18 protein-coding genes and 1 pseudogene are annotated in these 24,581 nt (G+C 64.3%); 12 read left to right on the top strand and 7 right to left on the bottom strand.

Annotated features, from left to right (window positions below):
* Positions 1–40: 40 nt before the first annotated feature.
* Complete coding sequence (locus DBR12_RS00695) at positions 41–6,298, top strand: response regulator (RefSeq protein ID WP_108615493.1); 6,258 nt, start codon at positions 41–43, stop codon at positions 6,296–6,298.
* A gap of 413 nt (positions 6,299–6,711) precedes the next feature.
* On the opposite strand, the gene DBR12_RS00685 is transcribed toward DBR12_RS00695, so the two are convergent.
* The gene (locus DBR12_RS00685) at positions 6,712–8,214 is read right to left on the bottom strand and encodes a deoxyribodipyrimidine photo-lyase (protein WP_108615491.1); all 1,503 of its coding nucleotides are present in this window, start codon (positions 8,212–8,214) and stop codon (positions 6,712–6,714) included.
* Positions 8,215–8,235: 21 nt separating this feature from the next.
* Here DBR12_RS00685 and DBR12_RS00680 point away from each other — a divergent pair, with 21 nt between their 5' ends.
* From DBR12_RS00680 to DBR12_RS00635, 10 genes are all read left to right on the top strand, one after another.
* Entirely contained in the window at positions 8,236–8,835 is a 600-nt protein-coding gene (locus DBR12_RS00680) for a YqgE/AlgH family protein (RefSeq protein ID WP_108615490.1), read from the top strand.
* Positions 8,832–9,263, top strand: a complete 432-nt coding sequence (gene ruvX / locus DBR12_RS00675) for a Holliday junction resolvase RuvX (RefSeq protein WP_108615489.1) — start codon at positions 8,832–8,834, stop codon at positions 9,261–9,263. Before DBR12_RS00680 ends, ruvX begins: the two co-directional genes overlap by 4 nt.
* Entirely contained in the window at positions 9,260–9,781 is a 522-nt protein-coding gene (pyrR, locus tag DBR12_RS00670) for a bifunctional pyr operon transcriptional regulator/uracil phosphoribosyltransferase PyrR (protein WP_108615488.1), read from the top strand. The genes ruvX and pyrR overlap by 4 nt, the downstream gene beginning before the upstream one ends.
* A gap of 2 nt (positions 9,782–9,783) precedes the next feature.
* Positions 9,784–10,746, top strand: a complete 963-nt coding sequence (locus DBR12_RS00665) for an aspartate carbamoyltransferase catalytic subunit (RefSeq protein WP_008903259.1) — start codon at positions 9,784–9,786, stop codon at positions 10,744–10,746.
* Between the two features lie 79 nt (positions 10,747–10,825).
* Positions 10,826–12,121, top strand: a complete 1,296-nt coding sequence (locus DBR12_RS00660) for a dihydroorotase (protein ID WP_108615487.1) — start codon at positions 10,826–10,828, stop codon at positions 12,119–12,121.
* 27 nt (positions 12,122–12,148) lie between these two features.
* Positions 12,149–12,886 (top strand): 1-acyl-sn-glycerol-3-phosphate acyltransferase, encoded by a 738-nt coding sequence (locus tag DBR12_RS00655; protein ID WP_108615486.1) that lies wholly within the window; start codon positions 12,149–12,151, stop codon positions 12,884–12,886.
* Between the two features lie 158 nt (positions 12,887–13,044).
* Entirely contained in the window at positions 13,045–14,736 is a 1,692-nt protein-coding gene (locus tag DBR12_RS00650) for an OmpA family protein (protein WP_108615485.1), read from the top strand.
* 277 nt (positions 14,737–15,013) lie between these two features.
* Positions 15,014–16,240: a Yip1 family protein gene (locus DBR12_RS00645; protein ID WP_108615484.1), complete on the top strand. Its 1,227-nt coding sequence runs from the start codon at positions 15,014–15,016 to the stop codon at positions 16,238–16,240.
* Between the two features lie 154 nt (positions 16,241–16,394).
* Positions 16,395–16,958: a DUF4166 domain-containing protein gene (locus DBR12_RS00640; RefSeq protein WP_108615483.1), complete on the top strand. Its 564-nt coding sequence runs from the start codon at positions 16,395–16,397 to the stop codon at positions 16,956–16,958.
* Entirely contained in the window at positions 16,955–17,374 is a 420-nt protein-coding gene (locus DBR12_RS00635) for a thiol-disulfide oxidoreductase DCC family protein (protein WP_108615482.1), read from the top strand. Before DBR12_RS00640 ends, DBR12_RS00635 begins: the two co-directional genes overlap by 4 nt.
* Before the next feature lie 40 nt (positions 17,375–17,414).
* On the opposite strand, the gene DBR12_RS00630 is transcribed toward DBR12_RS00635, so the two are convergent.
* A complete protein-coding gene (locus tag DBR12_RS00630) occupies positions 17,415–18,497 on the bottom strand; it encodes an ABC transporter ATP-binding protein (protein ID WP_108615481.1) in 1,083 nt (360 codons plus the stop codon).
* Positions 18,498–18,616: 119 nt separating this feature from the next.
* Here DBR12_RS00630 and DBR12_RS00625 point away from each other — a divergent pair, with 119 nt between their 5' ends.
* Entirely contained in the window at positions 18,617–20,254 is a 1,638-nt protein-coding gene (locus DBR12_RS00625; protein ID WP_108615502.1) for an iron ABC transporter permease, read from the top strand.
* A 37-nt stretch (positions 20,255–20,291) separates the two neighbouring features.
* Here the strand turns inward: DBR12_RS00625 and DBR12_RS00620 are convergent, their stop codons facing one another.
* From DBR12_RS00620 to DBR12_RS00600, 5 genes and pseudogenes are all read right to left on the bottom strand, one after another.
* Complete coding sequence (locus DBR12_RS00620) at positions 20,292–21,005, bottom strand: hypothetical protein (RefSeq protein ID WP_108615480.1); 714 nt, start codon at positions 21,003–21,005, stop codon at positions 20,292–20,294.
* Positions 21,002–21,556 (bottom strand): pesticin C-terminus-like muramidase, encoded by a 555-nt coding sequence (locus DBR12_RS00615; RefSeq protein WP_108615479.1) that lies wholly within the window; start codon positions 21,554–21,556, stop codon positions 21,002–21,004. The genes DBR12_RS00620 and DBR12_RS00615 overlap by 4 nt, the downstream gene beginning before the upstream one ends.
* 408 nt (positions 21,557–21,964) lie before the next feature.
* Positions 21,965–22,282 (bottom strand): annotated as a pseudogene (locus DBR12_RS00610) (PepSY domain-containing protein); the annotation flags it as partial.
* Positions 22,283–22,488: 206 nt separating this feature from the next.
* Positions 22,489–22,806 carry a hypothetical protein gene (locus DBR12_RS00605; protein ID WP_146185435.1) on the bottom strand — a complete coding sequence of 106 codons (318 nt, stop codon included), beginning with the start codon at positions 22,804–22,806 and terminating at the stop codon, positions 22,489–22,491.
* Between the two features lie 181 nt (positions 22,807–22,987).
* Positions 22,988–24,571, bottom strand: a complete 1,584-nt coding sequence (locus tag DBR12_RS00600) for a PepSY-associated TM helix domain-containing protein (protein WP_108615477.1) — start codon at positions 24,569–24,571, stop codon at positions 22,988–22,990.
* Positions 24,572–24,581: the final 10 nt, after the last annotated feature.

Genomic DNA, 24,581 nt, shown 5'->3' with positions numbered 1-24,581 from the left:
GTCATCAACCAGCTGGCTCATTGCAGCCGGGGACAAATCCATGTCATCTATTGATGTCAACAATGCACCGGCCGCAGAAGGGACCCAGGGAGATCAGGACCTGGGTCCTTTGGCTTGGGTGCTTGACGAACTGCGTAAGTCACTTGACGGTGCGGTCAAGGCCATGCGCCGCTTTGTGCGCGATGCTGAGGTCGCGCGTGAATCCGATCTGGCGGCGCTGGATGCGGGTGCTCTGCGCATTGCGCGCCAGCAACTGCACCAAGCCTGTGGCGCACTGGAGATGGTGGGCATGGGGCCGCCAGCCCTGGTGCTGCGCTCCATGGAGTCGGCCGTCCAGAGGTTTGTCCAACGGCCTGAAACCTGCAGCGACGATGCTGCGGCTGTGATTGAGCGCGCAAGCTTTGCGCTGATTGAATACCTGGAGACCGTGCTGGCGGGCAAGTCGGTTTCTCCCGTGGCCCTGTTCCCTCAATACCGTGATGCTCAGGCCTTGGCGGGAGCGGATCGTGTCCACCCTGCAGACCTTTGGCCTGTGGAGCGTCGTTTCCGTGAGCCCGAAGGGACGGTAACACTTCCGCCATTGCCCTATGGCCCCGAGGCGCGGGCGCGGCTGGATGCGGCCGTGCTGCGTATTGTCAAATCTGGTGATCTCAGGGCTGCGCTGAACCTGCGTGACACCTGTCTCGGCTTAGTGGCGGCCCAGACAGACCGTCAGGCGCGTGCATTCTGGAAGATCTGCGCTGGCTTCTTCGAGGCGTTTGGTTCCGGTCTGCTGGCGCCCGACGTGTATGTCAAGCGTGTTGCATCCCGAGTGTTGATGCAGTACGCAACCCTTGCCAAGGGGGATCCCGCCATTGCAGACCGCCTGGTTCAGGACTTACTCTTTTTCTGTTCTCAGGCCAGAGCTTCCGAGCTTCCACCCGAGGCAGTGCCTTCTCTGCGCGCTGTGCGCCAGGCGTTCTCTTTGGACCGTTTCAAGCCCGTTGACTACGAAACCGCTCGTTTCGGGCGTTTTGATCCGGCAGTGCTGGCGCAGGCGCGCAAGCGCATTGCGTCGGCCACCGAAACTTGGTCAGCGCTGGCTGGTGGTGATCGCAACAAACTCAAACCGGCCACCGACCAGTTCAGTCTGGTATGCGACTCGCTGAGAAAGCTGCACCCCGGTAGCGAAAACTTGGCTCAGGCGCTGAGCCGGGCGATGGAGTCCACCACCCGTTCAGGTGAACCGCCTTCGGCCGCCTTGGCGATGGAAGTGGCGACCTCGGTGTTGTACCTGCAAGCTGCGTTTGAAGAGCTGGATGCAGCAGACGACCAGATGGAAGTGCGGGCGACACGGCTGGCGGAGCGCCTGGATGCGGTGACTGCCGGGGCTGAACCCGAGCCTTTGGAGCCCTGGATGGAGGAGCTGTACCGTAGGGTCAGTGACAACCAGACCATGGGTAGTGTGGTAGACGAGCTACGCGTGACGTTGGGCGAGGCGGAGAAGGCGCTTGATCAGTTTTTCCGCAACCCCCGGGAGACGGCTGTATTGGCCACAGTGCCCGGGCACTTGGCCCAGATGCGCGGCGTGTTGTCGGTGCTCGGGTTGGACCAGGCTTCGTTGGCTGTGGTGCGTATGCGCGACACGGTGGAGCGTTTGCTCATCAACGAGGTGCCCGAAGAAGGCCGCCAGGTGGTGTTTGAGAAACTCGGCAACAGTCTGGGGGCACTTGGTTTCCTGATCGACATGCTGAGCTACCAGCGCACGATGGCGCGCAAGCTCTTTGTCTATGACGAGGATCTCGGCGAGTTGCGCATCCTCATGGGCAAGACGCGCGCGCGCGCGTCGGATGCCATGGAGGAAGCTCCCGCCAAACTGGAGGAGCGCACCGACACGCTGGTGCCTGACGTGCTGCCGCGTTTCCCCGTGGCAGAGCCTGTCAGTGAACCCACGGACTTTGCACCCATCCTGGATCTGGGTGCCGCGCCAGGCAGTGAACCTGTGGCCCCGGCAGAACCCGAAAGCCTCGCTCCGGACATTTCCTTCGATGTGGCCGCTCCTGCTACACCGGCGTCAGCTGTCACCGCTGCGGAGGCACGAGCCTCCTCGGTCAAGGCAGCCCTGCCCGATGTGGAAGATGAGCTGCTGGAAGTTTTCCTGGAAGAAGCTCGCGAAGTGGTGGTCAACGGATTGGCCGCCATCGACCAGCTTCATGGAGAGCCTGGCAATCTGAGCGAACAGACCACGTTGCGCCGCGCATTCCATACGCTCAAGGGCAGTTCACGCATGGTGGGGCTTAACGACTTCGGCGAGGCCGCCTGGTCGATGGAGCAGATCCTCAATGCTTGGCTGGCTGAGCAAAAGCCCATGCAACCGGGTTTGCTGACGTTGTCCTCGGATGCCTTGCGGGCATTTGGCCGCTGGGCCGACGACATTGCTGCAGGCCGTGAGACTGGCTGGGACCCCGAGTCGTTCCGTAAATCCGCAGATGCAATGCGCCTTGATGGTGCGCTGGTGCCTCTGGTGGTGCCCTTTGAGGGCGGCGAGCCCCTGTTGTCTGTTCCAGAGGCCGAAACCTCCGTGGAGCTGAAGCCAGAGGCGACCAGTTTGCCTGCCGACGCAGTGGTGGCCGATGTCCCTGCGGCCCCTGAGGACGATGTAAGCCTGATGGACTTTCAGGCGACCGAAATTTCGGAGCACATACCCGAACAGTCTGCAGCCGTTGAGGCACCCTTTGCGTTTGAAGCGGCAGCTGCGCCGGGTGTGGCCGAGGTAGCCGAGGACATTGATTTCTCCGTCTTCACCGCAGCCTTGAATGCAGATTCCACACCACCGCCGGTGGTAGATCCGTCGAGTGCCGATTTTGTGCTCGACCTGGAGTTGCCCGATTTGGACCTGTCCGATGTGGACCTGTCCGATGTGGCGCCCGTTGCCCAGCCTGCAGCCATCGCGCCCGCATCTGAGCCGCTCGTGGACACTCCGGTAGAGACAATCGACTTGTCTGACGTTGGAACCGTAGTGATCCCAGACATTGCGGCGACCACTGAAATCGAAGCTGAGTTGCCAGAGGCATCGGATGCCTTGGCGTCACTGGATGTCGAAGCCCTTGAGCGGTTGCTGGAAGCCGAGGCCGCTGCGGCGGCTGCGGAGGCGCCTGTGGTTGGCGAGGCTCTTGAGGCAGTTGCACCTGCCGATATCGATGTGGCCTCTGAAATGGCAGAACTTCAGGATGCCCTGCCGCAAGAGGACAGCACCACGAGCGACGATGCGGTCAAGGTGATTGACACCCTGCGTATCAGCATCCCGCTTTACAACGTCTATTTGAACGAGGCCGACGAATGGTCGCGTCGCCTGGTGACCTGTCTCCAGGAGTGGTCGCTGGAGCTGCACGAGCCCCTGCCCGATGTGGGGGTGGCGCTCGCGCATTCGCTGGCCGGAAGTTCTGCCACGGTCGGTTTCACGGCTTTGTCGGAGTTGGCGCGTGCACTGGAACATGCGATGCAGCATGTGCAGTTGCAATCCGGTGGTACGTTGGAGCAGGCCCAAGCTTTTATGGGCGCAGCCGAAGACATTCGCCGCCTGCTGCATCAATTTGCTGCGGGTTTCCTCAAGGAGCCCAACGAAGAGGTTCTGGACCAGTTGCGCCAGATTCTGGAAGCCGAGGTGGTTGCCACCTTGTCTCCACCCGAAGAGGATGCGGTCGAAGCCTTCCCCACTGAGATGGTAGAGCCTGTGGCCTCTGAGCCCGTACCTGCTCCAGAACCTGTCGATGAACCCGAGGCCTTTGACGAGGCGGCTCTTGAGCCCGCTCCGCTCATCATCCCGCAGGGCCATGTGGCGCCTGCGCTGTCGGTGGTGGCTCACGATCAGGATCAAATGATCGACGATGCGATCGCCCACGCCGTAGCACTGTCTTCGGATGTGGATGACGACATCGATGCGATTGACGTCATTGACCCCGACCTGTTCCCGATCTTCGAGGAAGAGGCGGCAGAGTTGCTGCCCCAGCTGGGGGGCGCTCTACGGCAATGGGCTGCGCGGCCCGATAACCTGGGTGCCCGAAGCGAAGTGCTTCGTGCCTTGCACACGCTCAAGGGCAGCTCGCGACTGGCTGGCGCCATGCGCCTGGGCGAAATGGCCCACCGGTTGGAGTCGGCCATTGAGCAGTTGGATGCCGAGACTGTAACCGCCGACCAGATCGACCCCTTGCAGGGCAGTTTCGACGGCCTGCAAGCGAACTTTGACGCCCTGCGTGCTATTGGCCAGACGCCTGGCGATACGGTGGTCACACTGCCGGTCGAAGCTGCGCATGATCGTTCGGATGCAGCAGAGCTGTCCACGGCGCCTGCCGCTGCTGTGACGGGTGCCGCCGCCGCCGCACCGGTCGCTCCGGCGGTCCGTTTGCCCGGCCCGTCGCAACTGGCGCCATTGCGTGTGGCCGCCAGCCAGTCGGTGCGTGTGCGTGCCCAGTTGCTGGACCGCCTGGTGAATCAGGCGGGCGAGGTGATGATCAGCCGCTCGCGCCTGGATGTGCGCCTGGGTCAGTTCCGCAGCTCGCTCACCGACCTTTCGGGCAACCTGGACAGGCTGCGCCAGCAACTGCGCGACATCGAGTTGCAGGCCGAATCGCAGATGCAGTCTCGCTTGGCCTTGTCCAAGGACTCGGCCGCGGGTTTCGACCCGCTCGAGTTCGACCGCTTCACACGTGTGCAGGAGCTCACCCGCATGATGGCCGAGTCGGTCAACGACGTGGCGACGGTGCAGCGCAATCTGCAGCGTGCCATGGAAGGCGCCGAAGACGATCTGATTGCCCAGGGGCGCCAGGCCCGGGAGCTGCAGCGCGATCTGCTGCGCACCCGCATGGTGGAGTTCGAAGGCATTGCCGAGCGCCTTTACGCCGTGGTGCGTCAGGCCTCCAAGGAAACCGGCAAGCAGATCAAGCTGGACATTACAGGCGGTTCCATCGAAATGGACCGTGGCGTGCTGGACCGCATGACCCCGGCGTTCGAGCACCTGCTGCGCAACTGTGTGGCCCATGGCATCGAAGATCCCGAAGTGCGGGTGGCGGCTGGCAAGCCTGCCTCCGGCACGATCACGGTGGATTTGCACCACGAAGGCAACGACGTGTCGGTGGAGTTCCGCGACGACGGCGCGGGCTTGAACCTGCCGCGAATTCGCGAAAAGGCCCTGTCTCAGGGCATTGTGGAGCCTGGCGTAGAACTCAGCGATGCCGAGGCTTCCAACCTGATCTTCATGCCCGGTTTCTCGACGGCATCCGAAGTGACCGGTCTGGCTGGACGTGGTATCGGTATGGACGTGGTGCGCGCCGAAATCAACGCCTTGGGGGGGCGCATCGAAACCTCGACCCAGGCGGGTAAGGGCGCAGCGTTCCGCATGGTGCTGCCATTGACGACCGCGGTGACGCAGGTGGTGATGCTGCGCACAGGCGACCTGGCGGTGGGCGTGCCTGCCAACGTGGTTGAAATCGTGCGCCGCACTTCTGCAGCCGACCTGGAGGAAGCCTACCGCACCGGCATGTTTGACGACGGCATGGAAAAGGTGCCGTTCTTCTGGTCCGGCGCATTGCTGCAGGCGTCTGCACGCAGCAACGAGCCCGCTGGCAAGACGCGCCCTGTGGTGATCTTCCGCAGCGCGGCGCAGCGTGTGGCCATGCATGTGGACGAAGTGCTGGGCAACCAGGAAGTCGTGGTGAAAAACCTTGGCCCCCAGCTGTCCCGCCTGCCGGGCCTGGCCGGGATGTCGGTTCTGGCCTCGGGTGCTGTGGTGTTGATCTACAACCCGGTGGCGCTGGCCACGGTGTACGGCGACCAGGTGCGTGCTGCCAGCGCGGGCATGGCGTCGGCTCCGCAAGTGGATGGTGGCGCAGGTGGTGGCAAGCAGATGGTCTCGCCCCAGTTGTCGGGCACCAGCCAGGTGCCGCTGGTGCTCGTGGTAGATGATTCAATCACCGTGCGCCGCGTCACGCAGCGCTTGCTGCAGCGCGAAGGTTACCGGGTGGCCCTGGCTGCCGATGGCCTGCAGGCCCTGGAGCGACTGCAGGAGGAACGTCCGACAGTGGTTCTGTCCGACATCGAAATGCCCCGCATGGACGGTTTCGATCTCGCGCGCAACATCCGTGCAGACGGCGCCTTGCGCGACCTTCCGATCATCATGATTACATCGCGTATCGCGGAGAAGCACCGTGAACATGCGATGGAGCTGGGCGTCAACCATTATCTTGGCAAGCCGTATTCGGATGAAGAACTGCTGAGCCTGATCCAGCACTACGCCCGCATCGCGGCAGCTGCCGAAGCCTGAAACACCCTGTTCAGCGCCCACAGCCCCGTTCTTTTAGGCGGGGCTGTGGTTTTTTGAGGGTGTCATGTTCCCGGGGCGGGAGAGGTTATGGCGGGCAGGGGGCTGCGCTCTGGTGCTGACTAGCCATAATCTGCCTTCGACAGAGGCTGGGTGCTGATGGACCCGGCAACTCTGTCGCCCTCTGTCGTCCCTCGCCGGCTGGTGCGGCTGGCGTTTGAGGCCAGGGAGCGGACCTTCGGTCTTCTGCTTCTGGCAGGCGCTCTGCCCACCATCAGGCAGCAGGGAGCGTTTGCGCCGATCTCTCAGCAGGCGCAAGCTATTGGTGAATCACCGGCGCTGCAACGTTGAGCGCAGCAGGCTACCAATCCTCCCACACGGCCCCTGTATCCAAGGGCATTGCGGTCATGAGTGGGTTAGCCCAGGGCTGTTTTGACCACCGCATACCGCTCCAGCGTGCGCTGCCGCGCGGCCTCATGCTCCACCACGGGCATGGGATAGTGGGTGCCCAGCTGCACTCCTGCCTCCTGCAGCTCCAGCGGGCGGGCTAGCCAGGGGGCATGCAGGGCCGTGTTCGGCAGGCGCGACAGCTGTGGCAGGTAGCGCCGGATGAACTTGCCCTCGGGGTCGAACTTTTGGCTCTGGCTCACGGGGTTGAAGATGCGGAAGTAGGGCTGCGCATCGCATCCGCTGGAGCTGGCCCACTGCCAGCCGCCATTGTTGGCAGCCAGGTCAAAGTCATTGAGGTGGATGGCAAAGTAGGCCTCGCCTCGGCGCCAGTCGATCCCCAGATCCTTCACTAAGAAACTCGCCACCACCATGCGCAGGCGGTTGTGCATGTAGCCCGTCTGGTTGATTTGCGCCATGGCGGCATCCACCAGCGGGTAGCCGGTGCGGCCCTCGCACCAGGCGGCAAACAGGGCGTCGGCTTCGGGGCCGGTTTCCCACTGGATGGCGTCGTAGGCGGGTTTGAAGCTGTGGCCCACCACATGGGGGTGGTGGTGCAGGATCTGAAAATAAAAGTCGCGCCAGATCAGCTCGCTCAGCCATGTTGCGGCGCCAGGGTTGCCTGCCTGTACCAGCCCGTACGCGGTGCGTGCCAGAACCCGTGGCGAGATGGTGCCAAAGCGCAGGTGCACGCTGAGGTAGCTGGGACCCTTGACGGCAGGGAAATCGCGCGCATGGTCGTAGCGCTCGATGCGGCCCAGAAAGTCATCAAACAGCTGCTGCGCGCCACGGGCGCCGGTGGGCAGCCCGGGGGTTGGCGACGCACTGGCCTCGAACCCCAGCGACGCCAGCGTGGGCATGGGCTGGCAATGCGCCTGGGGGCGGGGCGCCAGGCGGTGCGCGTGGCGCTCCACCGGGTAACTTGTGAGCTGGAAAGCGTCGATTTTTTTGAGCCAGGCGTTCTTGTAGGGCGTGAACACACTGTAGGGGTTGCCGGTCTGTGTCAGCACCTCGCTGCGTTCAAAAATCGTGTGGTCCTTGAAGGTGTGGAACGCCTTGCCCGCAGCAGCCAAGCGGGTGCGCACCAGGCTGTCGCGTGCCAGCGCCCGGGGCTCATCATCGTGGTTCGCAAACACTGCTTGCACGCCCAGGCTGTGCGCCAGGGCCGGGATCGCGTCGCTGGCTACGGCATGCAGCACGATGAGCCCGCCCTGCGGCTGGCCACACAGGGCGCGCAGCGAGACATCCAGTTCTTCCAGCGATGCGAGGATGAATTCCACCCGCCGGTCTCTGCGGGGCAGGCCATCCAGAATCTCGCGGTCCAGCACGAAGACGCAGTGCACCTGCTCGCATTGCGTCAGCGCCCGGTACAGGGCGGCGTGGTCTGCTGTGCGCAAGTCGCGGCGGAACCAGACAAGGCCGCAGGGATAGGAAGACTCGAGAGGCCCGCAAGGCCTGGAAGAAGGCGCCATGTTCACCGTTAAAATTGAGGGATGTCTTTCGATTCTGCGCCCATCAACCTGACGCATCACTTCCTGATTGCGATGCCCGGCCTGGAAGATGAGTCTTTTGCGCGGAGTGTGGTTTACCTGTGCGAGCACAGCGAACGCGGCGCGCTCGGGCTCATCATCAACAAGCCCTCGGACATCACTCTCAAAAGCCTGTTCGACAAAGTCGATTTGTCGCTGCGGCGCGAAGACCTTACCCGGGAGCCTGTTTTCCAGGGCGGCCCCGTGCAGACCGAGCGTGGCTTTGTGCTGCACGAACCCATGCTCATGGACAAGGCCGAGACCGATGAACCGGCTTATGCCTCCACAATGACCATTCCCGGCGGGCTGGAGATGACGACGTCCAAAGACGTGCTCGAGGCGCTGTCTACCGGCGCTGGGCCTCGCCGCGTGCTGGTCACGCTGGGCTATTCGTCCTGGGGAGAGGGGCAACTGGAGACCGAGCTGGCCGAAAACGCATGGCTGACGGTGGCGGCCGATCTGTCGGTGATTTTCGACACCCCAGTGCCCGAACGTTATGACCGGGCCCTGTCGCTGCTGGGCCTGAAGGCCTGGATGCTGTCGCCCGAGGCGGGGCACGCATGACCGGCATGTCCGCTCAGTCTCCCCAGCCGCCAGCCGTTCCTGCGCATTTCCAGACTTTTCTTGCTTTTGACTTTGGTCAGAAGCGCACAGGCGTGGCTTCGGGCAACCGCATGCTGCGCAGTGCCACGCCCCAGCGCACCATCCAGGCCGAAGGCGACGCCCGTTTTGCCCAGGTGGCCGAGCGCATCAAGGAATGGCAGCCCGACGCGCTGGTGATCGGCGTGCCTTACCACCCTGATGGCGCGAGCCACGAGAACACCGCACGCGCTCTCAAGTTCGGCCGCCAGCTGCGCGGGCGTTTTGGCTTGCAGGTGTTCGAGGTGGACGAGCGCTACAGCACCACCGAAGCCATCGCGGGTGGTGCCAAGGATGCGGACGCAGCGTCCGCCTGCATCATCCTGGAACAGTTTTTGAGGAATCTCCCATGAGCCATCCATCCCCTGCAGCCACTGGCAGCCTGGTGCTTGACGCCGAAGCGCTGTACCGCGAACTGCTGCGCGGCGTGCGCAGCATGCTCACCCCCACCACGCGCCTGGCGGGCATTGCCTCGGGCGGTGCCTGGCTGGCCGAGCGCCTGCAAAAAGACCTGGGCCTGGAAGGCCCGGCTGGCGTGCTCTCGTCGGTGATGCACCGCGATGATTTCGCCCAGCGCGGCCTGTCGGCCAGCGCGCAGACCTCGCTGCCGTTCGATGTGAACGGTGCCGACGTGCTGGTGCTCGACGACGTGCTCTACACCGGCCGCACCATCCGTGCCGTGCTCAACGAGTTGTTCGACTACGGCCGCCCCGCCAGCGTGCGCCTGGCCGTGCTGGTAGACCGGGGCGGGCGCGAGCTGCCCGTGCAGGCCGACTTTGCCGCCGCCCGCGTGGCCTTGCCTGCCGCCCAGTCGCTGGCCCTGGCGCGTGACGACAGCGGTATCTTCCAATTCCAAGTCAAAGAGGCCTGACCGTGCTGCACAAGCGCAATCCCCAACTCAACGGCAACGGCGAACTCATCCACCTGCTGTCCATCGAGGGCCTGCCGCGCGACATCGTCACGCACATCCTCGACACGGCCGCCAACTTCGTGAGCGTGAACGACCGCGAAGTGAAGAAGGTGCCCCTCTTGCGTGGCAAGAGCGTGTTCAACCTGTTCTTCGAGAACAGCACGCGCACCCGCACCACCTTCGAGATCGCGGCCAAGCGCTTGTCGGCCGACGTGCTCAACCTCGACATCGCGCGCAGCTCGGCCAGCAAGGGCGAGTCGCTGCTGGACACCATCGCCAACCTCTCGGCCATGGCGGCCGACCTGTTCGTGGTGCGGCACAGCGAATCGGGTGCGCCCTACCTGATTGCGCAGCATGTGGCGCCCCATGTGCACGTGATCAACGCAGGCGACGGCCGCCATGCCCACCCCACGCAGGGGCTGCTGGACATGTACACCATCCGCCACTACAAAAAGGATTTCAGCAACCTCACGGTGGCCATCGTGGGTGACGTGCTGCACTCGCGCGTCGCGCGTTCCGACATCCATGGCCTCACCACCCTGGGCTGCGCCGAAGTGCGCGTGGTGGGCCCGCGCACGCTGGTGCCGTCGGACATGGCTCAGATGGGCGTGCGCGTGTGCCACACGCTTGAGGAAGGCATCAAGGACGCCGACGTGGTCATCATGCTGCGCCTGCAGAACGAGCGCATGAGCGGCGCGCTGCTGCCGTCCAGCCAGGAGTATTTCAAGAGCTTCGGCCTCACCCAGGAAAAGCTGCAACTGGCCAAGCCCGATGCCATCGTGATGCACCCCGGCCCTATCAACCGGGGCGTGGAGATCGACTCCGCCGTGGTCGATGGCAAACAAAGCGTGATCCTGCCGCAGGTGACTTTCGGTATTGCCGTGCGCATGGCCGTGATGTCCATCGTTGCTGGTAACGAGGCATGATGCTTGGAATGAATGCTCCTGTTTTCATAGCTGCTAGCGCATGCCAGATGCGCGGAGGCAGCCAATTTGGCTTGAAATCATGAAGATACTGATCCAGAACGGCCGCTTGATCGACCCCGCCTCGGGCCTCGACCAGACCTGTGACATTGCAATTGCCGCAGGCCGCATCGTGGGCGTGAACCGCGTGCCGCCCGACTTCGCGCCCAAGCGCGTGGTGGACGCCTCCGGCTGCATCGTGTTGCCCGGCCTGGTGGACCTGGCCGCGCGCCTGCGCGAGCCCGGCCACGAGCACGAAGGCATGCTCGAGTCCGAGATGGCCGCCGCGGTGGCCGGGGGCGTGACCAGCCTGGTCTGCCCGCCCGACACCGACCCCGTGCTCGACGAGCCGGGCCTGGTCGAGATGCTCAAGTTCCGCGCCGAGAAGCTGCACCAGTCGCGCCTGTTCCCGCTGGGCGCACTCACCCGCAACCTGGCGGGCGAGGTGCTGACCGAGATGGCCGAGCTGACCGAATCTGGCTGCGTGGGCTTTGGCCAGGCCGAGGTGCCGTTGGCCAGCACCCAGGTGCTGCAGCGCGCGCTGCAGTACGCCGCCACCTTCGGCTACACCGTGTGGCTGCGCCCGCAAGAGATGCACCTGGGCAAGGGCGTGGCCGCCAGCGGCCCGCTGGCCACGCGCCTGGGCCTGTCGGGCGTGCCCGTGGCGGCCGAGACCATCGCGCTGCACACCATCTTCGAACTGCTCAAGACCACCGGCGCCCGCGTGCACCTGTGCCGCATCAGCAGCGCTGCGGGTGTGGATCTGATCCGCCGCGCCAAGGCCGAGGGCCTGAAGGTCACGGCCGATGTCAGCATCAACTCGCTGCACCTCACCGACGTGGACATCGGCTTCTTCGACAGCCGCGCCCGCCTGTCGCCCCCGCTGCGCCAGCAGCGCGACCGCGATGCACTGAATGCCGCACTGGCCGATGGCACCATCGACGCCCTGGTGTCTGACCACAACCCGGTCGATGAAGACGCCAAGACCCTGCCGTTTGCCGAGGCCGAGCCCGGCGCCACGGGGCTGGAGCTGCTTTTGTCGCTCGCGCTCAAGTGGTCGCAGGACAGCGGCGTGCCCCTGCAGCGCGCGCTCGCCACCGTCACGTCCGAGCCCGCGCGCGTGCTCGGCAGCGCCCTGGGCACGTTGCAGGCCAGCGTGGGCCAGATCGTGGAGGGCGGCGTGGGTGACCTGTGCATTTTTGACCCGCAGGCCGCATGGACCGTGCAGGACGATGCGCTGCGCAGCCAGGGCAAGCACACCCCCTTCTCGGGCTACGAGCTGCCCGGCCGCGTGCGCATGACGCTTGTCGGTGGCCAGGTCGCGTTTGACCGAGGCTGAGGTGGTGCGACGCTGCGAGGCCCTGCGGTGAAGTCGTTGCGTGCCTGCTGGCGCCTGCTGCGCCTGCTGGGCCACATCGTCAAAGGGCTGGCCATCGTGGCGCTGCGTTTTCCTGCGCTCTCGCCCGATCAGCAACACGCCCGTGTGCAGGCGTGGTCACTGGAGCTGCTGGCCCATGCGGGCATTCGCCTGCGCATCCTGGGCCAGCCGCCCGTCGCCGGGCCGGTGATGCTCGTGGCCAACCACATCTCGTGGCTCGACATCCCCGTGATGCATGCGGCACGCCACTGTCGTTTTGTCTCCAAGTCCGACGTGCAGGGCTGGCCGCTGATCGGCACCCTGGCCACGGCCGCTGGCACGCTCTACATCGAACGCAGTTCGCGCCGCGACGCGCTGCGCATGGTGCGGTCCATGCAGGAGGCGCTGGCGCGCGGTGAGGTGTTGGCCGTGTTCCCCGAAGGCACCACGGGCGACGGCCGCGAGATGCTGCCCTTCCACGCCAACCTGCTGCAGGCCGCCGTGGCCGCGCAGGCGCCGGTGCAGCCCGTGGGCCTGCGCTTTGCCGACCAGGCCACGGGCGCCACCAGCTTTGCGCCCAGCTACATCGGCGACGAAACCCTGGTGGGCTCCATCTGGCGCACGCTGAGCGCCCCGCCCATCGAGGCCGTGGTGCACTATGGCCCGCCGGAGCTGCCCGGTGGCCGCGATCGGCGTGTGTTTACACAGGATCTCCAGCAGGCGGTAGACCGGTTGCGCCGCAGCTGAGGACGGAAAGTCTCCGTCGTCACTGTGAGGGCGGTCCTGGCCTTCATCAGCGCTAGGGCTACCGTAATCCTGGGCTTCAACACGCCGCCACCTGCACCGACCCATGGTTCCAACTGGGGCAAATTTTGGCGGCCGCCACGTTGCATTAGAGTGTGGTCATGCTGTTCATGCTGCGCACCTTCACACAGTCAATGTTGCTGGCGATCGCGCTGGTGCCGTCTCTCTCTTGGGCTTCTAGCCCTCTCCAGATAGCGGCCGATGTTTTTTTTGAACCAGGCTCGTCAGTCCTCCACGGCGAGCAAATAGACCAGCTCGACAGGCTGAAGTGCCGTGTGGGAACGACGCCGATAGATGTGTTGATTGTCGTTGGGCACGCCTCGTCGCGTGAACGCAATGCACAGGCCTTGTCGATGGCAAGGGCGCTCGCTGTGAAGCAATGGTTTGTGGACAACACGCAGTGGGGTGCCACCAGAGTACTCGCCGAGGCCAAAGGCGCACGCCAGCCTATTGCGGACAACAACACAGATGAGGGCAGCGCAAAGAATCGCAGGGCCGAGATGGAAGTGGTTTTTCCGGCGACGCGTGATCACTCTGTCCGGTCTCATTCCAGTCACTGTCGTGACTTGCGGTGGGTGCAGTCTTTTCTCGCGCTGGAAGGCGACTCTGCCATGGTGGTTGCCCGATCTCTCGCACGCACGGGATGGGTGCGCGTGCCCAGCCTGTACCGCATCGCGTTGGAAAGACGGCGGGATGATTTGTTTATACGCTTGCCGCACGCGGGTATAGCAACCACCCGCTTGCAGCGGATCGAGATTGCCCAAATGGCCTTGGCTTTCGGAAAGTTTGACTACTTCAAGAACTGGCTACGCAGCGAGGGGCGTTCCCTGGAAAGCGCTCAACGAGACGCGCTATTGAAAGGAGCGTGCAAGGGAGAGGGCAATGTGCTTGAGCGTGCCGCTGTCATCCGGATGCTGCATGCAGCGGGTGCGGTATCCCGCACGCGAGAGGGCTTGCAATGCGCAGTGATGCACCGTAACGCCCCAGTGGTCGAGGCCTATCTTGCCGGTGGCGCGCAGCGATTCATCGATGCAGACCTGGTCGTCGAAGCTGGTGGTAGCCCAGAGGTCCTGGACCGCCTGCTGGCCTGGGGCGGCAATCTGGCGAGCCGGACTGTGCATGGCACCACGCTGTTCCACACGTCTCGGCTTCGGACTGTGGCTGATGTGCAGCGCCTGCTCGATGGGGGCCTGGATATCAATGCCAAGGGGCGCACCTATCGATCTAACCCGGAAACGACCCCCCTGGAAGAGGCTGTGAGCTACGCCAGTGTGGAAGTCCTTGATTTCATGAAGCAGGCAGGGGCCGATATCAATAGCCTGGGCCCAGCAAATTTGCGGGGTACCCGAATCGCCGCCAACCAGATCTGGATGGTGCGCAACGGGGTGCCGGTCCCGAAAGTAGCCGAGGCAGTGGTGCATGTGGCCCGCCAGGGAGAGGTGGCGCTGCCTGTGCTGGAGGCTATGCACGAACGCGGACTGGACCTTGGTGGGGCCACTGCTTGGGGAGAAAGTGCATTGGGCATTGCAATCTCAATGTATGAGCCCGCCGTGGTGCGTTTCTTGGTGGAGCGGGGTGTGCCCTTGCAGGTTCGCATGAATCGCATGAATCGCGAGGCTCCGGTCCAGCCAGCCCTTGAGGCCGCAGAAAGCCTGTCGGAAGTGGTTCCTCCACCCCCTTGTGCGTCCTATGGTGTATGTCCCACTGCTTTGCCGCACCCGCCCGTTGTAGACCTGGAGCGCCAGCGCAAGAAAAATGAAATTTTGCAGATCCTGAGGACTGGGCGTCCCTGACATGGCGCAAACGGCGGCCTTCCATCTTGTTGGGCCTCTATCGTTCTGGCGCCGGACCTATCCCCGGTTGGATGACGCCGCAGAATTGCCGGGCCCGCCGCTGCAGATCTTTGGGGCAATCCGCCGCTCGGAAACCGTGCATATTCCACGTTTTGGGTAGCGCAAGATTTGTCGGTGCTAGCCAAAGCGGCGTTTGGTCCCGTATCGTCCGCGTCTTTCGGCCTGGCCGTGCATGCAGATGCATTGGCAGGCCCATCCACATTGCCGGGAGGGCACCATGAACCTGATTGAACGCGTCAAAAGCATTCTTCTGCAACCCAAAGAGGCCTGGGCCGCCATCGACGCCGAAAGCACCGATGCAGCTACCCTGTTCACCCGCTACGCGATGGTTCTGGCCGCCATTCCGGCGGTCTGCGGCTTCATCGGCATGTCGCTGATCGGCTTTGGGGGCTTTGGCGTCACCATCCGCGTGCCCTTTGTGTCGGGGCTGGTGAACATGGTGGTGTCGTACGTGCTCAGTCTGGTCGGCATCTTCGTGCTGGGCCTGATCATCGACGCGCTGGCACCCACCTTCGGCGGCCAGAGGAACTCCATCCAGGCGCTGAAGGTAGCGGTGTATGCCAGCACGGCCGCCCTGTTGGGCGGCATCTTCAGCCTGCTGCCCGCGCTGGCCATGCTGGGGCTGCTGGCGGCGCTGTATTCCATCTACCTGCTGTACACCGGCCTGCCGGTGCTCATGCGCAGCGCCCCCGAGAAGTCGGTGGGCTACACCGTGGTGGTCATCGTTGCCGCCATCGTGGTGGGGGTGGTCATCGGTGCCGTCAGCGCGCTGTTCATGCCGCGCAGTGGTGCGCTGTTTGGCGGCGGCGGGGCCCCGGCCATCACCATGACCACGCCCGGTGGCAAGGTGTCCATCGACACCGCAGGCCTGGAGGCCGCAGGCAAGAAGATGGAAGAAGCCGCCCGCAAGATGGAAGAGGCCCAGAAGAGCCAGGACCCCGCCGCCATTGCCGCCGCCACCGGCGACGCTGCCAAGGCTGCAGCAGGCATGCTGGGCGGCGGCCAGGCCATTGCGGCACAGGCCCTCAAGGCCGCCTTGCCCGACAAGCTGGCGGGCCTGCCCCGCACGGGCTTTGACGTGCAGGACGGCGCGGCCCTGGGCCTGCCCACCAGCCAGGCCAGCGCGCAGTATGGCAACGACGACAAGCAACTGCGCCTGGAGATCGTGGACATAGGCGGCCTGGGCCAGATGGCCGCAATGGGCATGGCGCAGGGCGAAAAGGAAGACCCAACCCGCGCCGAGAAGACCTGGCAGGAGGGCGGCCGCACGCTGCACACCCGCTATCAAAAAGACGGCAGCCATGCCGAGTTCAAGACCATCCTGAAGAACGGCCTGGTGGTCAGCATTGAGGGCGACAAGGTCGGTGTGAAGGAGTTGCAGGGCCTGATGTCACAGCTGGACCTGAACGGGCTGGAGAGCCTGCAGCGCAAGGGCAAGTCCTGATCCCACAGAGGAGCTGCAGTTTCGCTCTGGAAGGCCGACGCATGTCGGCCTTTTTCTTTGCCGCCTGCGGTCGGTGGCCGGGGTGGCGGGCGATAGACTGGCTTTGGTCATCCATAGCTCCCTCTCTCCTTTCCCCCGTCTCCTTTCCGATTCCATGCCACCCCTGTCCCTGTACCAACGCGCCCTGGGTGGCCCTGCCTACCAGCGGCTGGCGCCCGCGCTGGCGCGGTTTCATGGCCTCTCGGGCCCGCACCGGCTGGTGGGCCAGGTGCAGGTCGAGGCGCCCGCCACCTGGCTGGGGCGTGGGCTGGCCTGGGCCCTGGGCGCGCCCCAGCGCGCGGTGCAGGGGGCGATCACCTTCGAGCTGCAGGCGCGCCCCGAGGCCGAGGTGTGGACGCGCCGCTTTCCTGCCCAGACCATGCAGTCCACCCTGCGCGAAGCAGCAGGCCGGGTGGTGGAACACCTGGGGGCCGCGCGGCTGAGCTTTGTGTTGCACGAATCCGAGGGGCGGTTGTTGATGCAGTTGCAGCAGCTGCATTTCTGTGGCATTCCGTGCCCCGCGTGGCTGTGCCCGCAGGTGGTGGCCGAAGAAACCGGCGTGGGCGATGCGCTGCACTTTCGCGTGCAGGCCACCGTGCCTGGCGTGGGGCGTGTGGTCAGCTACAGGGGGCACCTGCTGGTGCCGCCGGGTATTGCTGTGGCGGGGGCATCCGCATGATCGTGGTGTTTGACGGGCAGTGCCTGCTTTGCAACGGCTGGGTGCAGTTTCTGCTGCGGCACGACCGCGCTCAGCGCATCCGGTTCGCGTCCATCCAGAGCGTGGTTGGGCAGCAGTTGCTGGCACGGGTGGGGCTCCAGGTCGAGGGGCTGCAGACCCTGCTGGTGGTGGATGGGGAGCGCAGCTGGCAACACACGGCTGCCATCCTGCGCGTGCTGCATGCCCTGGGCTGGCCTTGGCGGCTGGCCTGGGTGGGCTGGCTGGTGCCGGCCCCGCTGCGCGATGTGCTGTACCGCTGGGTGGCGCGCAACCGCTATCGCATCTGGGGCCGTTCTGCCACCTGCATGCTGCCTGCGCCTGAGCATGCGGTGCGGTTTCTGGACCAGGATTCTGGTCCTGAGATGCTTCAAAAATGATAGCTATCAGCGCATGATAGATGCGCGGAGGAGTCGTTTTTTACTTGGATTCTGATGCCAGTTCGCGTGGGAAGGTGACCACATGGTCCACCTGCGCGCGGATGCCGATCCACTCGCCCAGCGCGTGGTCGTGGTGGCTGGGCACATGGGCCAGCAGGGTGTGGCCGCTGGCCAGGCGCAGGGTGTACAAAAACTCCGAACCCCGGAACGATTTGCGCAAGATCTGCGCCTGCACCGGCGCGTGGTCATCGTGCACGATGTCGTCGGCGCGCAGCAGCACATCGCAGGCGCCGCCGGGGTAGCTGCCGGGCAGGGGGCATTCGTCCAGGTCGGTCAGCTCGCCCAAGGGGGTTTGGGCCACCACGTTGTCGCCGCGCTGCTCCAGCGTGGCGGGGGCAAACACGCCGTGGCCGATGAAGTCGGCCACAAACCGCGTGGCGGGGCGGTGGTACAGGGTGTAGGCGTCGTCCCACTGGTGCAGGTGGCCTTCGTGCATCACGCCAATCACATCGCCAATCGCAAAGGCCTCGAACTGGTCGTGCGTCACGAACAAGGCCGTGGCGCCCGCTGCCTTCAAAATGCCGCGCACCTCGTGCGCCAGGCGCTCGCGCAGGTCCACGTCCAGGTTGGAAAAGGGTTCGTCCAGCAGCATGAGCTGCGGGCGCGGGGCCAGCGCCCGCGCCAGGGCCACGCGCTGCTGCTGTCCGCCCGAGAGTTCGTGCGGGTAGCGGTGCTCGCTGCCTTCCAGCCCCACCAGCTGCAGCACCTCGGCCACACGCGCGGCCTGCTCGGCCCGGGGCAGCTGGTGGATGCCAAACGCCACATTGCGCCCCACCGAGAGGTGGGGGAACAGTGCGTAGTCCTGGAACACCATGCCGATGCGCCGCAGCTCGGGCGGCACGCTCAGCTGGGCGCTGCTGACCACGCTTTTTGTGAGGCGGATCTCGCCTCCCGTCACGGGCTCCAGCCCGGCCACGGCGCGCAGCAGGGTGGTTTTGCCGCAGCCCGAGGGGCCGATCAGCACCCCGATGTCACCGGCTTTCAGGCTGAGCGTGACGCCTTGCACGGCGGCCTGTGCGCGGCCTGCGTAGCGCACTTCGAGTTGGGAGACCTCAAGAAACATGCCTGCATTCTAGGTGGGCAGGGGCGAATGCTTAAAATTCGCATTTGCATTCCTGGGTGCTGCGGTGCCCACGCCTTTCGGCAGGTGTGCGCTTTCTTCCTTCTGCCGAGCCCACCGCCTTGCGCCGCACCCTGTCTTCTGTCCTTCGCAGCGTCCCGCTGATCCTGTTTGCAGGCTTTCTGGCCTTGCCGGTGCTGGCGGTGCTGGCGTCGTGGCTGCCGCTGTCGGCCCCCGGGCAGGGCGATGCCCAGGCGGGCGCCATCCTGCGCGAGATGGCAGCCACCGTGCTGCCCGGTTATGTGTGGACCACGCTGTGGCTGAGTGTGCTGGTGGCGCTGGGCGCCGCCGTGGTGGGCACCCTGGCGGCGGCGGCCGTGACGCTGTTTGATTTTCCGGGCCGCCGCACCTTTGAATGGCTGCTGCTGCTGCCGCTGGCCATGCCCGCCTACGTCACCGCCTATGCGTACACCGACTTCCTGCAGTTCAGCGGCCCGCTGCAGGTGGGCCTGCGCAACACCTTCGGCCTGGAAGGCCGCCTGCTGCCCGAGGTGCGCAGCCTGGGCGGCGCGGTGTGGGTGTTCATCTTCTCGCTTTACCCCTATGTGTACCTGCTGGCACGCACGGCCCTGGGCGAGCGCGCCGCGCACCTCATGGAGGCCGCACGCCTGCTGGGCGCACCGCTGTCCCGCCGCATCCGTGCCGTGGCCTTGCCGCTGGCGCGCCCTGCGGTGGCGGCTGGTGTGGCGTTGGTGCTGATGGAAACCCTGGCCGACTTTGGCGTGGCCAGCTACTTTGGTATCCAGACCTTCACCACCGGCATCTACAAGGCCTGGCTGTCCATGGACAACCGCCTGGCCGCCGCGCAGCTGGCCACCATGCTGCTGGTGGTGGTGATGGCGCTGCTGCACCTGGAGCACCGCGCACAAAAGCGCATGCGCTTTGCCACCGGTGGCGGGCGGGCAGGCTCGGCCGAGGCACAGCCACTGGCGTTGCACGGTGCGCGCCGCTGGGCCGCCTGGGCGGTGTGTACGGTGCCCGTGCTCATGGGCTTTGTGGCGCCGGTGCTGTTCATGCTGCGCCCGCTCGCGGCCGACTGGTCGGTGCTGCCATGGGAGCGGTTCATGGAATGGGCCTGGCACAGCGTGCGCCTGGGGGGTATCACCGCCGTACTGGCAGTGGTGATTGCGTTGGCCCTGGCCTTTGCCGTACGCCGCCAGCCCGACGCCATCACGCGCGGCGTGGTGCAACTGGCCAGCGTGGGCTACGCGGTGCCGGGCGCTGTGATCGTGGTGGGCCTGCTGCTGCCCGTGGGTTGGCTGCAGGCGGCGGTGCCCCAGTGGGGCGTGGGTGCGCTGGTCACGGCCACGGCGCTGGGCATTGTGTGGGCCTACCTGGTGCGCTTTTGTGCCGTGGCCCTGCAGTCCATGCAAAGCGGCTATGCGCGCATCCCGCTCAGCCTGGACGACTCTGCCCGCATGCTGGGCGTGGGCAGTGCCGGGCTGCTGGCACGCGTGCACTGGCCGCTGCTCAAGCGCTCTACCGCAGCCGCTGCGCTGCTGGTGTTTGTGGATGTGATGAAGGAGCTGCCCGCCACCATGGTGCTGCGCCCTTTTAACAGCGATACCCTGGCCGTGGTGGCCTACCAGCTGGCGCGCGACGAACGCCTGGGCGAGGCGGCCCTGCCCTCATTGGCCTTGGTGGCAGTGGGCTTGGTGCCGGTGATCTTGCTGAGCCGGACACTGCGCAGCAAGGGGTAGTTTCAATCGGGTTGAGTACTCGAGCCGGCCGGTGGAATTAATGGGGTGGATAGATGGATCCTGTGTACTGACCGCCAGAGGATGGTGTTGGAGGGCGGACGATCAACGTGCGGTAGGACTTGTAGTTGCCGTTCTTCATCTCGTCGCCCACCCAGACGATCCATTCGCTCTCGAGGGTTTTCACGCTCCTGTTGGAGGCTGGGCGACTGACCACCGCAGCGATTTGCAGGCTGAAGAACTGCTCGTCGGTTTCAACCGCCACGCTGTCACGGGTCATTTTCACTGTGCCCGATATAAGTAGCTTCTTCAACGTATGGCTTTGATCAGTGGCGCGGTTATGCAGAGATGATGGAAAAGAGCGCAGGTCCAGGCGCTCCAAAAGGGCTTTGGCTGCGGTGGCGGGCAGGGTGTGCCTTTTCACCAGGAACGACTCGTTGGAAATCAGACGGACAGCATCGCACACTAGGTACTCGGCTCTGATTTCTGCATTCCGCACGGATTCTTCCGGCGAATGGTTTGTCAGTAGATTTGAATACTCCGCACAGTTGCTCGCAGCGGCGCCGTTGTCGAACGTTAGCGGAGTTTTTTTGGTGTACAGCGTAGTCTTGAGGTCTTGCAGTGCCGTTGCCAGTTCGGGGCTGGTGGTGCCAACCTGAGTGAGGGCGCGTTCGCCAGTGCCTTGCGATGCATGTAGCGCACTGCCACTGAATGTCAGTGCAGCGACTGCAGTGAACAGGATTGTTTTGATCACTTTATTTTCTCCAGCAAGGTGGCTTCTTTCTTCCTGCGGGTGGGATACACGTCGCCGAAGTTTCTGAGCAGCTTGGCGGCTTCTTCCCAATCCTGTTTGGTGACAGCAGTCCAGAATTTGGGTGTGGCTGCATCGAGGTTTTTCCCATACTGGAAAGAAACCGATGCAATCACGGTTTGTGCTTCCGCGGGCAGATCCAAAAATTTCTTGTTGCTAGAGGCTGTGTCGTACTTCAGTGTCACCGTCGCCAAGTGCGCAGACTTCACAGCCTTGTCGATGGACTCTGCCTCGGCCGCTGTAATCGTCAAAGGCGTTTTTTCGAGAAGTTTTTTAGCGTCCTCTTTTTTGACTTCGAGATAGGGTTTCAGCTTTTCAATCAAAGCGACGCTTAGCCCCAGTTTTTTAAGATCGTTTTCTGATCGTTGACCCAGATCGAAGCCGGTTGCTATCGTGACGCCACTTTTGCTGACGCCGGATGCTGGGACATAACCCTTGGTGGCTCTGCCGCCTTCCAGGTCGCTCAAAAAGGAGTAGTCAATTGAATCGGGCATTCGGAGTGTTGGGTTTGGGCAATGAATGAAGGTTCTTGAAAGGTGCTGTGCAAGCGGCTAGTTGCGGAGCCAAATAGTGCGATCCAGGCGATACCTGCCGATTTCCCTGGGCATGGGTCTTGGCTTTCGTCGCCATGTTTCCGGCAGATGCTTCTGCGCATTCAGTCCGCTGCTTTCACGGCCCGAAGATTCTTCCTCTTGTGGCGGGGGGCGGCGAGCTGTTTAGTGCCTGAATTTGTCTCGAACTGCAACAAAACTCAAGGGGTAGTTGCGGTGCTGCTGGGGTGCCAATCGACTTGCGGCGTTGCAGTGAAATCGACTTGGGTGAGCGTTGTGCAGCGTTTTTTTTGAGGCACACTTTTTTACGCTTTCGCAACCGTGGCGAATGCTTGCGCTTGCTTGCTTTTTCTACGCGTTTGTCCGCAGCTTCACCCCCAGCCTGCGCCACCCCATCACCACCCCCGTCACGCTCATCACTACCCCGCCCAGGCTCAGCACAATGAGAACGATGTGCCACAGCGGGCGCCGCTCCAGCAGGGGCAGCCAGTCCCAGCTGTGCAGCATGGCAAACAGCCAGCGGCTGGTGCGGCGGTGGCTGTCGGTGCGGCCCAGTACGGCGCCGGTGTGCGGGTCGATGTGCACCCAGGTGGCTTGGGGATCGTCAAACACCACACGCAAGGCGGGCAGGGGTTTCTCGACACCTCCTGTCATGGTGTGGGCGGCCCTGCCCTCATTGGCCTTGGTGGCAGTGGGCTTGGTGCCGGTGATCTTGCTGAGCCGGACACTGCGCAGCAAGGGGTGAGTGGCTGACTCTGCGTTACTGCGTCGGGGAGCTCGCCTGCTCAAGGGCATGGTCCTCAGGCGCAAAAAAAGCTGCCAGGTGGCAGCTTTTTGTAGGTACAGGCGCCAACCTGCCTGCTGCCCAGCGGCGCTTATTCGCTCCAGTCCGAGTGCTTCTCGCACAGTTTGTTGGTTTCCTTGCCTTTGCGGGTTTCCGCAAACTTCACCAGGTTGCCTTTGAAATCATCGGGGGTTTCATTCCACATGCAGGTGCACCAGGCTTGCGCCTTGGTCTGGCCTTTGACGGGGCTGGGCTCGTTGCCGCCTTCGTACAGGCGGTCTGCATAGACCAGGCACTGGGCGTATTGCCTGTCGTCTGCCGGAGGGCGGTTGTAGCCACCCTGGGCGAGGGTGGTACCGGCGGCCAGGGTCAGGAGCAATGCGGCGGTCAAGCTGAAAGTCTTTTTCATGGTGTTTTTCTCGAAAGGGTAAAACATCAGAGCCTGTTTTCAATGTTCAATGCGCGCGGAAATCGAAGACAGGCTCTGAGGCGTGTGGGATGGCCTGGACGTTTTTGCGCGTTTGCACGAAGAACGCGGGGCGCAGTGTAATCATTCGAAACATTTTTGATAAGCGCTGAATGACCATGCGTCAGCGAACAGCGTCGGCTGCACGCGATGGCTTGGCACTTCCGGTGCCGAATGCATGCAGCTTGTGCCCCAGCCGTCTCCATCCGATTACGACCCCGGTCAGGCTCATCACTGCCCCGCCCAGGCTCAGCACAATGAGAACGATGTCCCACAGCGGGCGCCGCTCCAGCAGGGGCAGCCAGTCCCAGCTGTGCAGCATGGCAAACAGCCAGCGGCTGGTGCGGCGGTGGCTGTCGGTGCGGCCCAGCACGGCGCCGGTGTGCGGGTCGATGTGCACCCAGGTGGCTTGGGGGTCGTCAAACACAACGCGCAGCGCGGGCAAAGGCTTCTCGGCGCCGCCGGTCATGGTGTGGGCAGCGCGGTCGTAGTAGTGCAGGTCGTAGGCCGTGAGGGTGTCGATGCGTACCACGGCGTGGGGCAGCAGGTGGGTTGCGGCCTTTGCCACCGCTTCTGGGCCCCAGGTGTGGGGCGCAGCGGTGGTGGCGTCCAGCACCGCAGGGGCGCCCACCGGGCTGTGTGCAAGTACCAGCGTGTGGCCTGCGCTGCGCACCCAGCGCAGTTCGCGGGTGTTGGGGGATCCGGCTGACAGAAGGGCCTGCACCGTGGCGGCCTGCGCAGGAAGCACCAGCGGGCCGCCGTTCATGGCCTGCTGGCGCAGCGGGGCGGCACCACTGTCAAAAATCTTCCACGGGTTCATGGACATGAGACCACTGAAGATCCAGGTGAAGGTGATGAGGGCAAAGACCAGCCCGAACACATGGTGCCAGCGCATCATGAAACCCCGGTACGGCGTGCGCGACCCTGTCTTGTACCGGCCCTTGAAACGCCAGCGCAGCACGCCCACCACGGTGCCCGTCACTGTGAGCACGATGCCCGCGATGGACAGCCAGTTGACGATGTCGGTCCAGTAGTCATTGAAGACATTGCCCCGAAAGGGGTACAGCCAGTGGATCCATGCGCCGACGTAGTTCCAGGCGCGCTCGTGCAGCGGTGCATCGCGCACGACCTCGCCCGTGGTGCCCGACACATAGACCACGGTGCCCGCGCTGTCGCCCAGGTGCAGGCGGTGCAGGGGGCGGTGCACATCGAGCGCGCGCGAGTGGGTAAAGGCGTCTTCGTCGATCGTGCCCTGGTACTCGATGGACGGGTTGGCTTCCTGTGCAAAGGCGCGGGCCGATGCGATGGCGTGCGTGGTGTCCACGCGCTGCAGTCGCTCGCCCGTCGTGGCGTCGATGACAGCGGGGGCTGGCGGTCTGCGGGGCCGTGGTGCGGCGTCTCCGGTCGGTGCTGCGGGTACGACCAGATACACCGGCCGCCCGCCGCTGGCTGCCGCCAGCCGCAGGTCTTGCAGCGGGCCCGCCATGCCTGCGCGTGTCAGGGCTTCGGCGGGCTCGAGCAGAGGCGCCGTGCCCAGTGTGGCGCTGCGCAGTGGCGGCAGATGGGCCAGGCGTTCGGCCTGCGTGAGCTTGGGGTAGCCCACGTACATCATCACCACGCCTGAGACGAACCACATGGCGAAGAAGGCGCATAGCAACACGCCCAGCCAGCGGTGGACGAGGTACAGCCAGCGTTTGGCGTGTTGCATGGCGCGCGGT

The organism is Acidovorax sp. HMWF029 (assembly GCF_003060895.1).
Lineage (GTDB): Bacteria > Pseudomonadota > Gammaproteobacteria > Burkholderiales > Burkholderiaceae_C > Acidovorax.
This window is presented reverse-complemented; position numbering and strand designations above follow the sequence as displayed.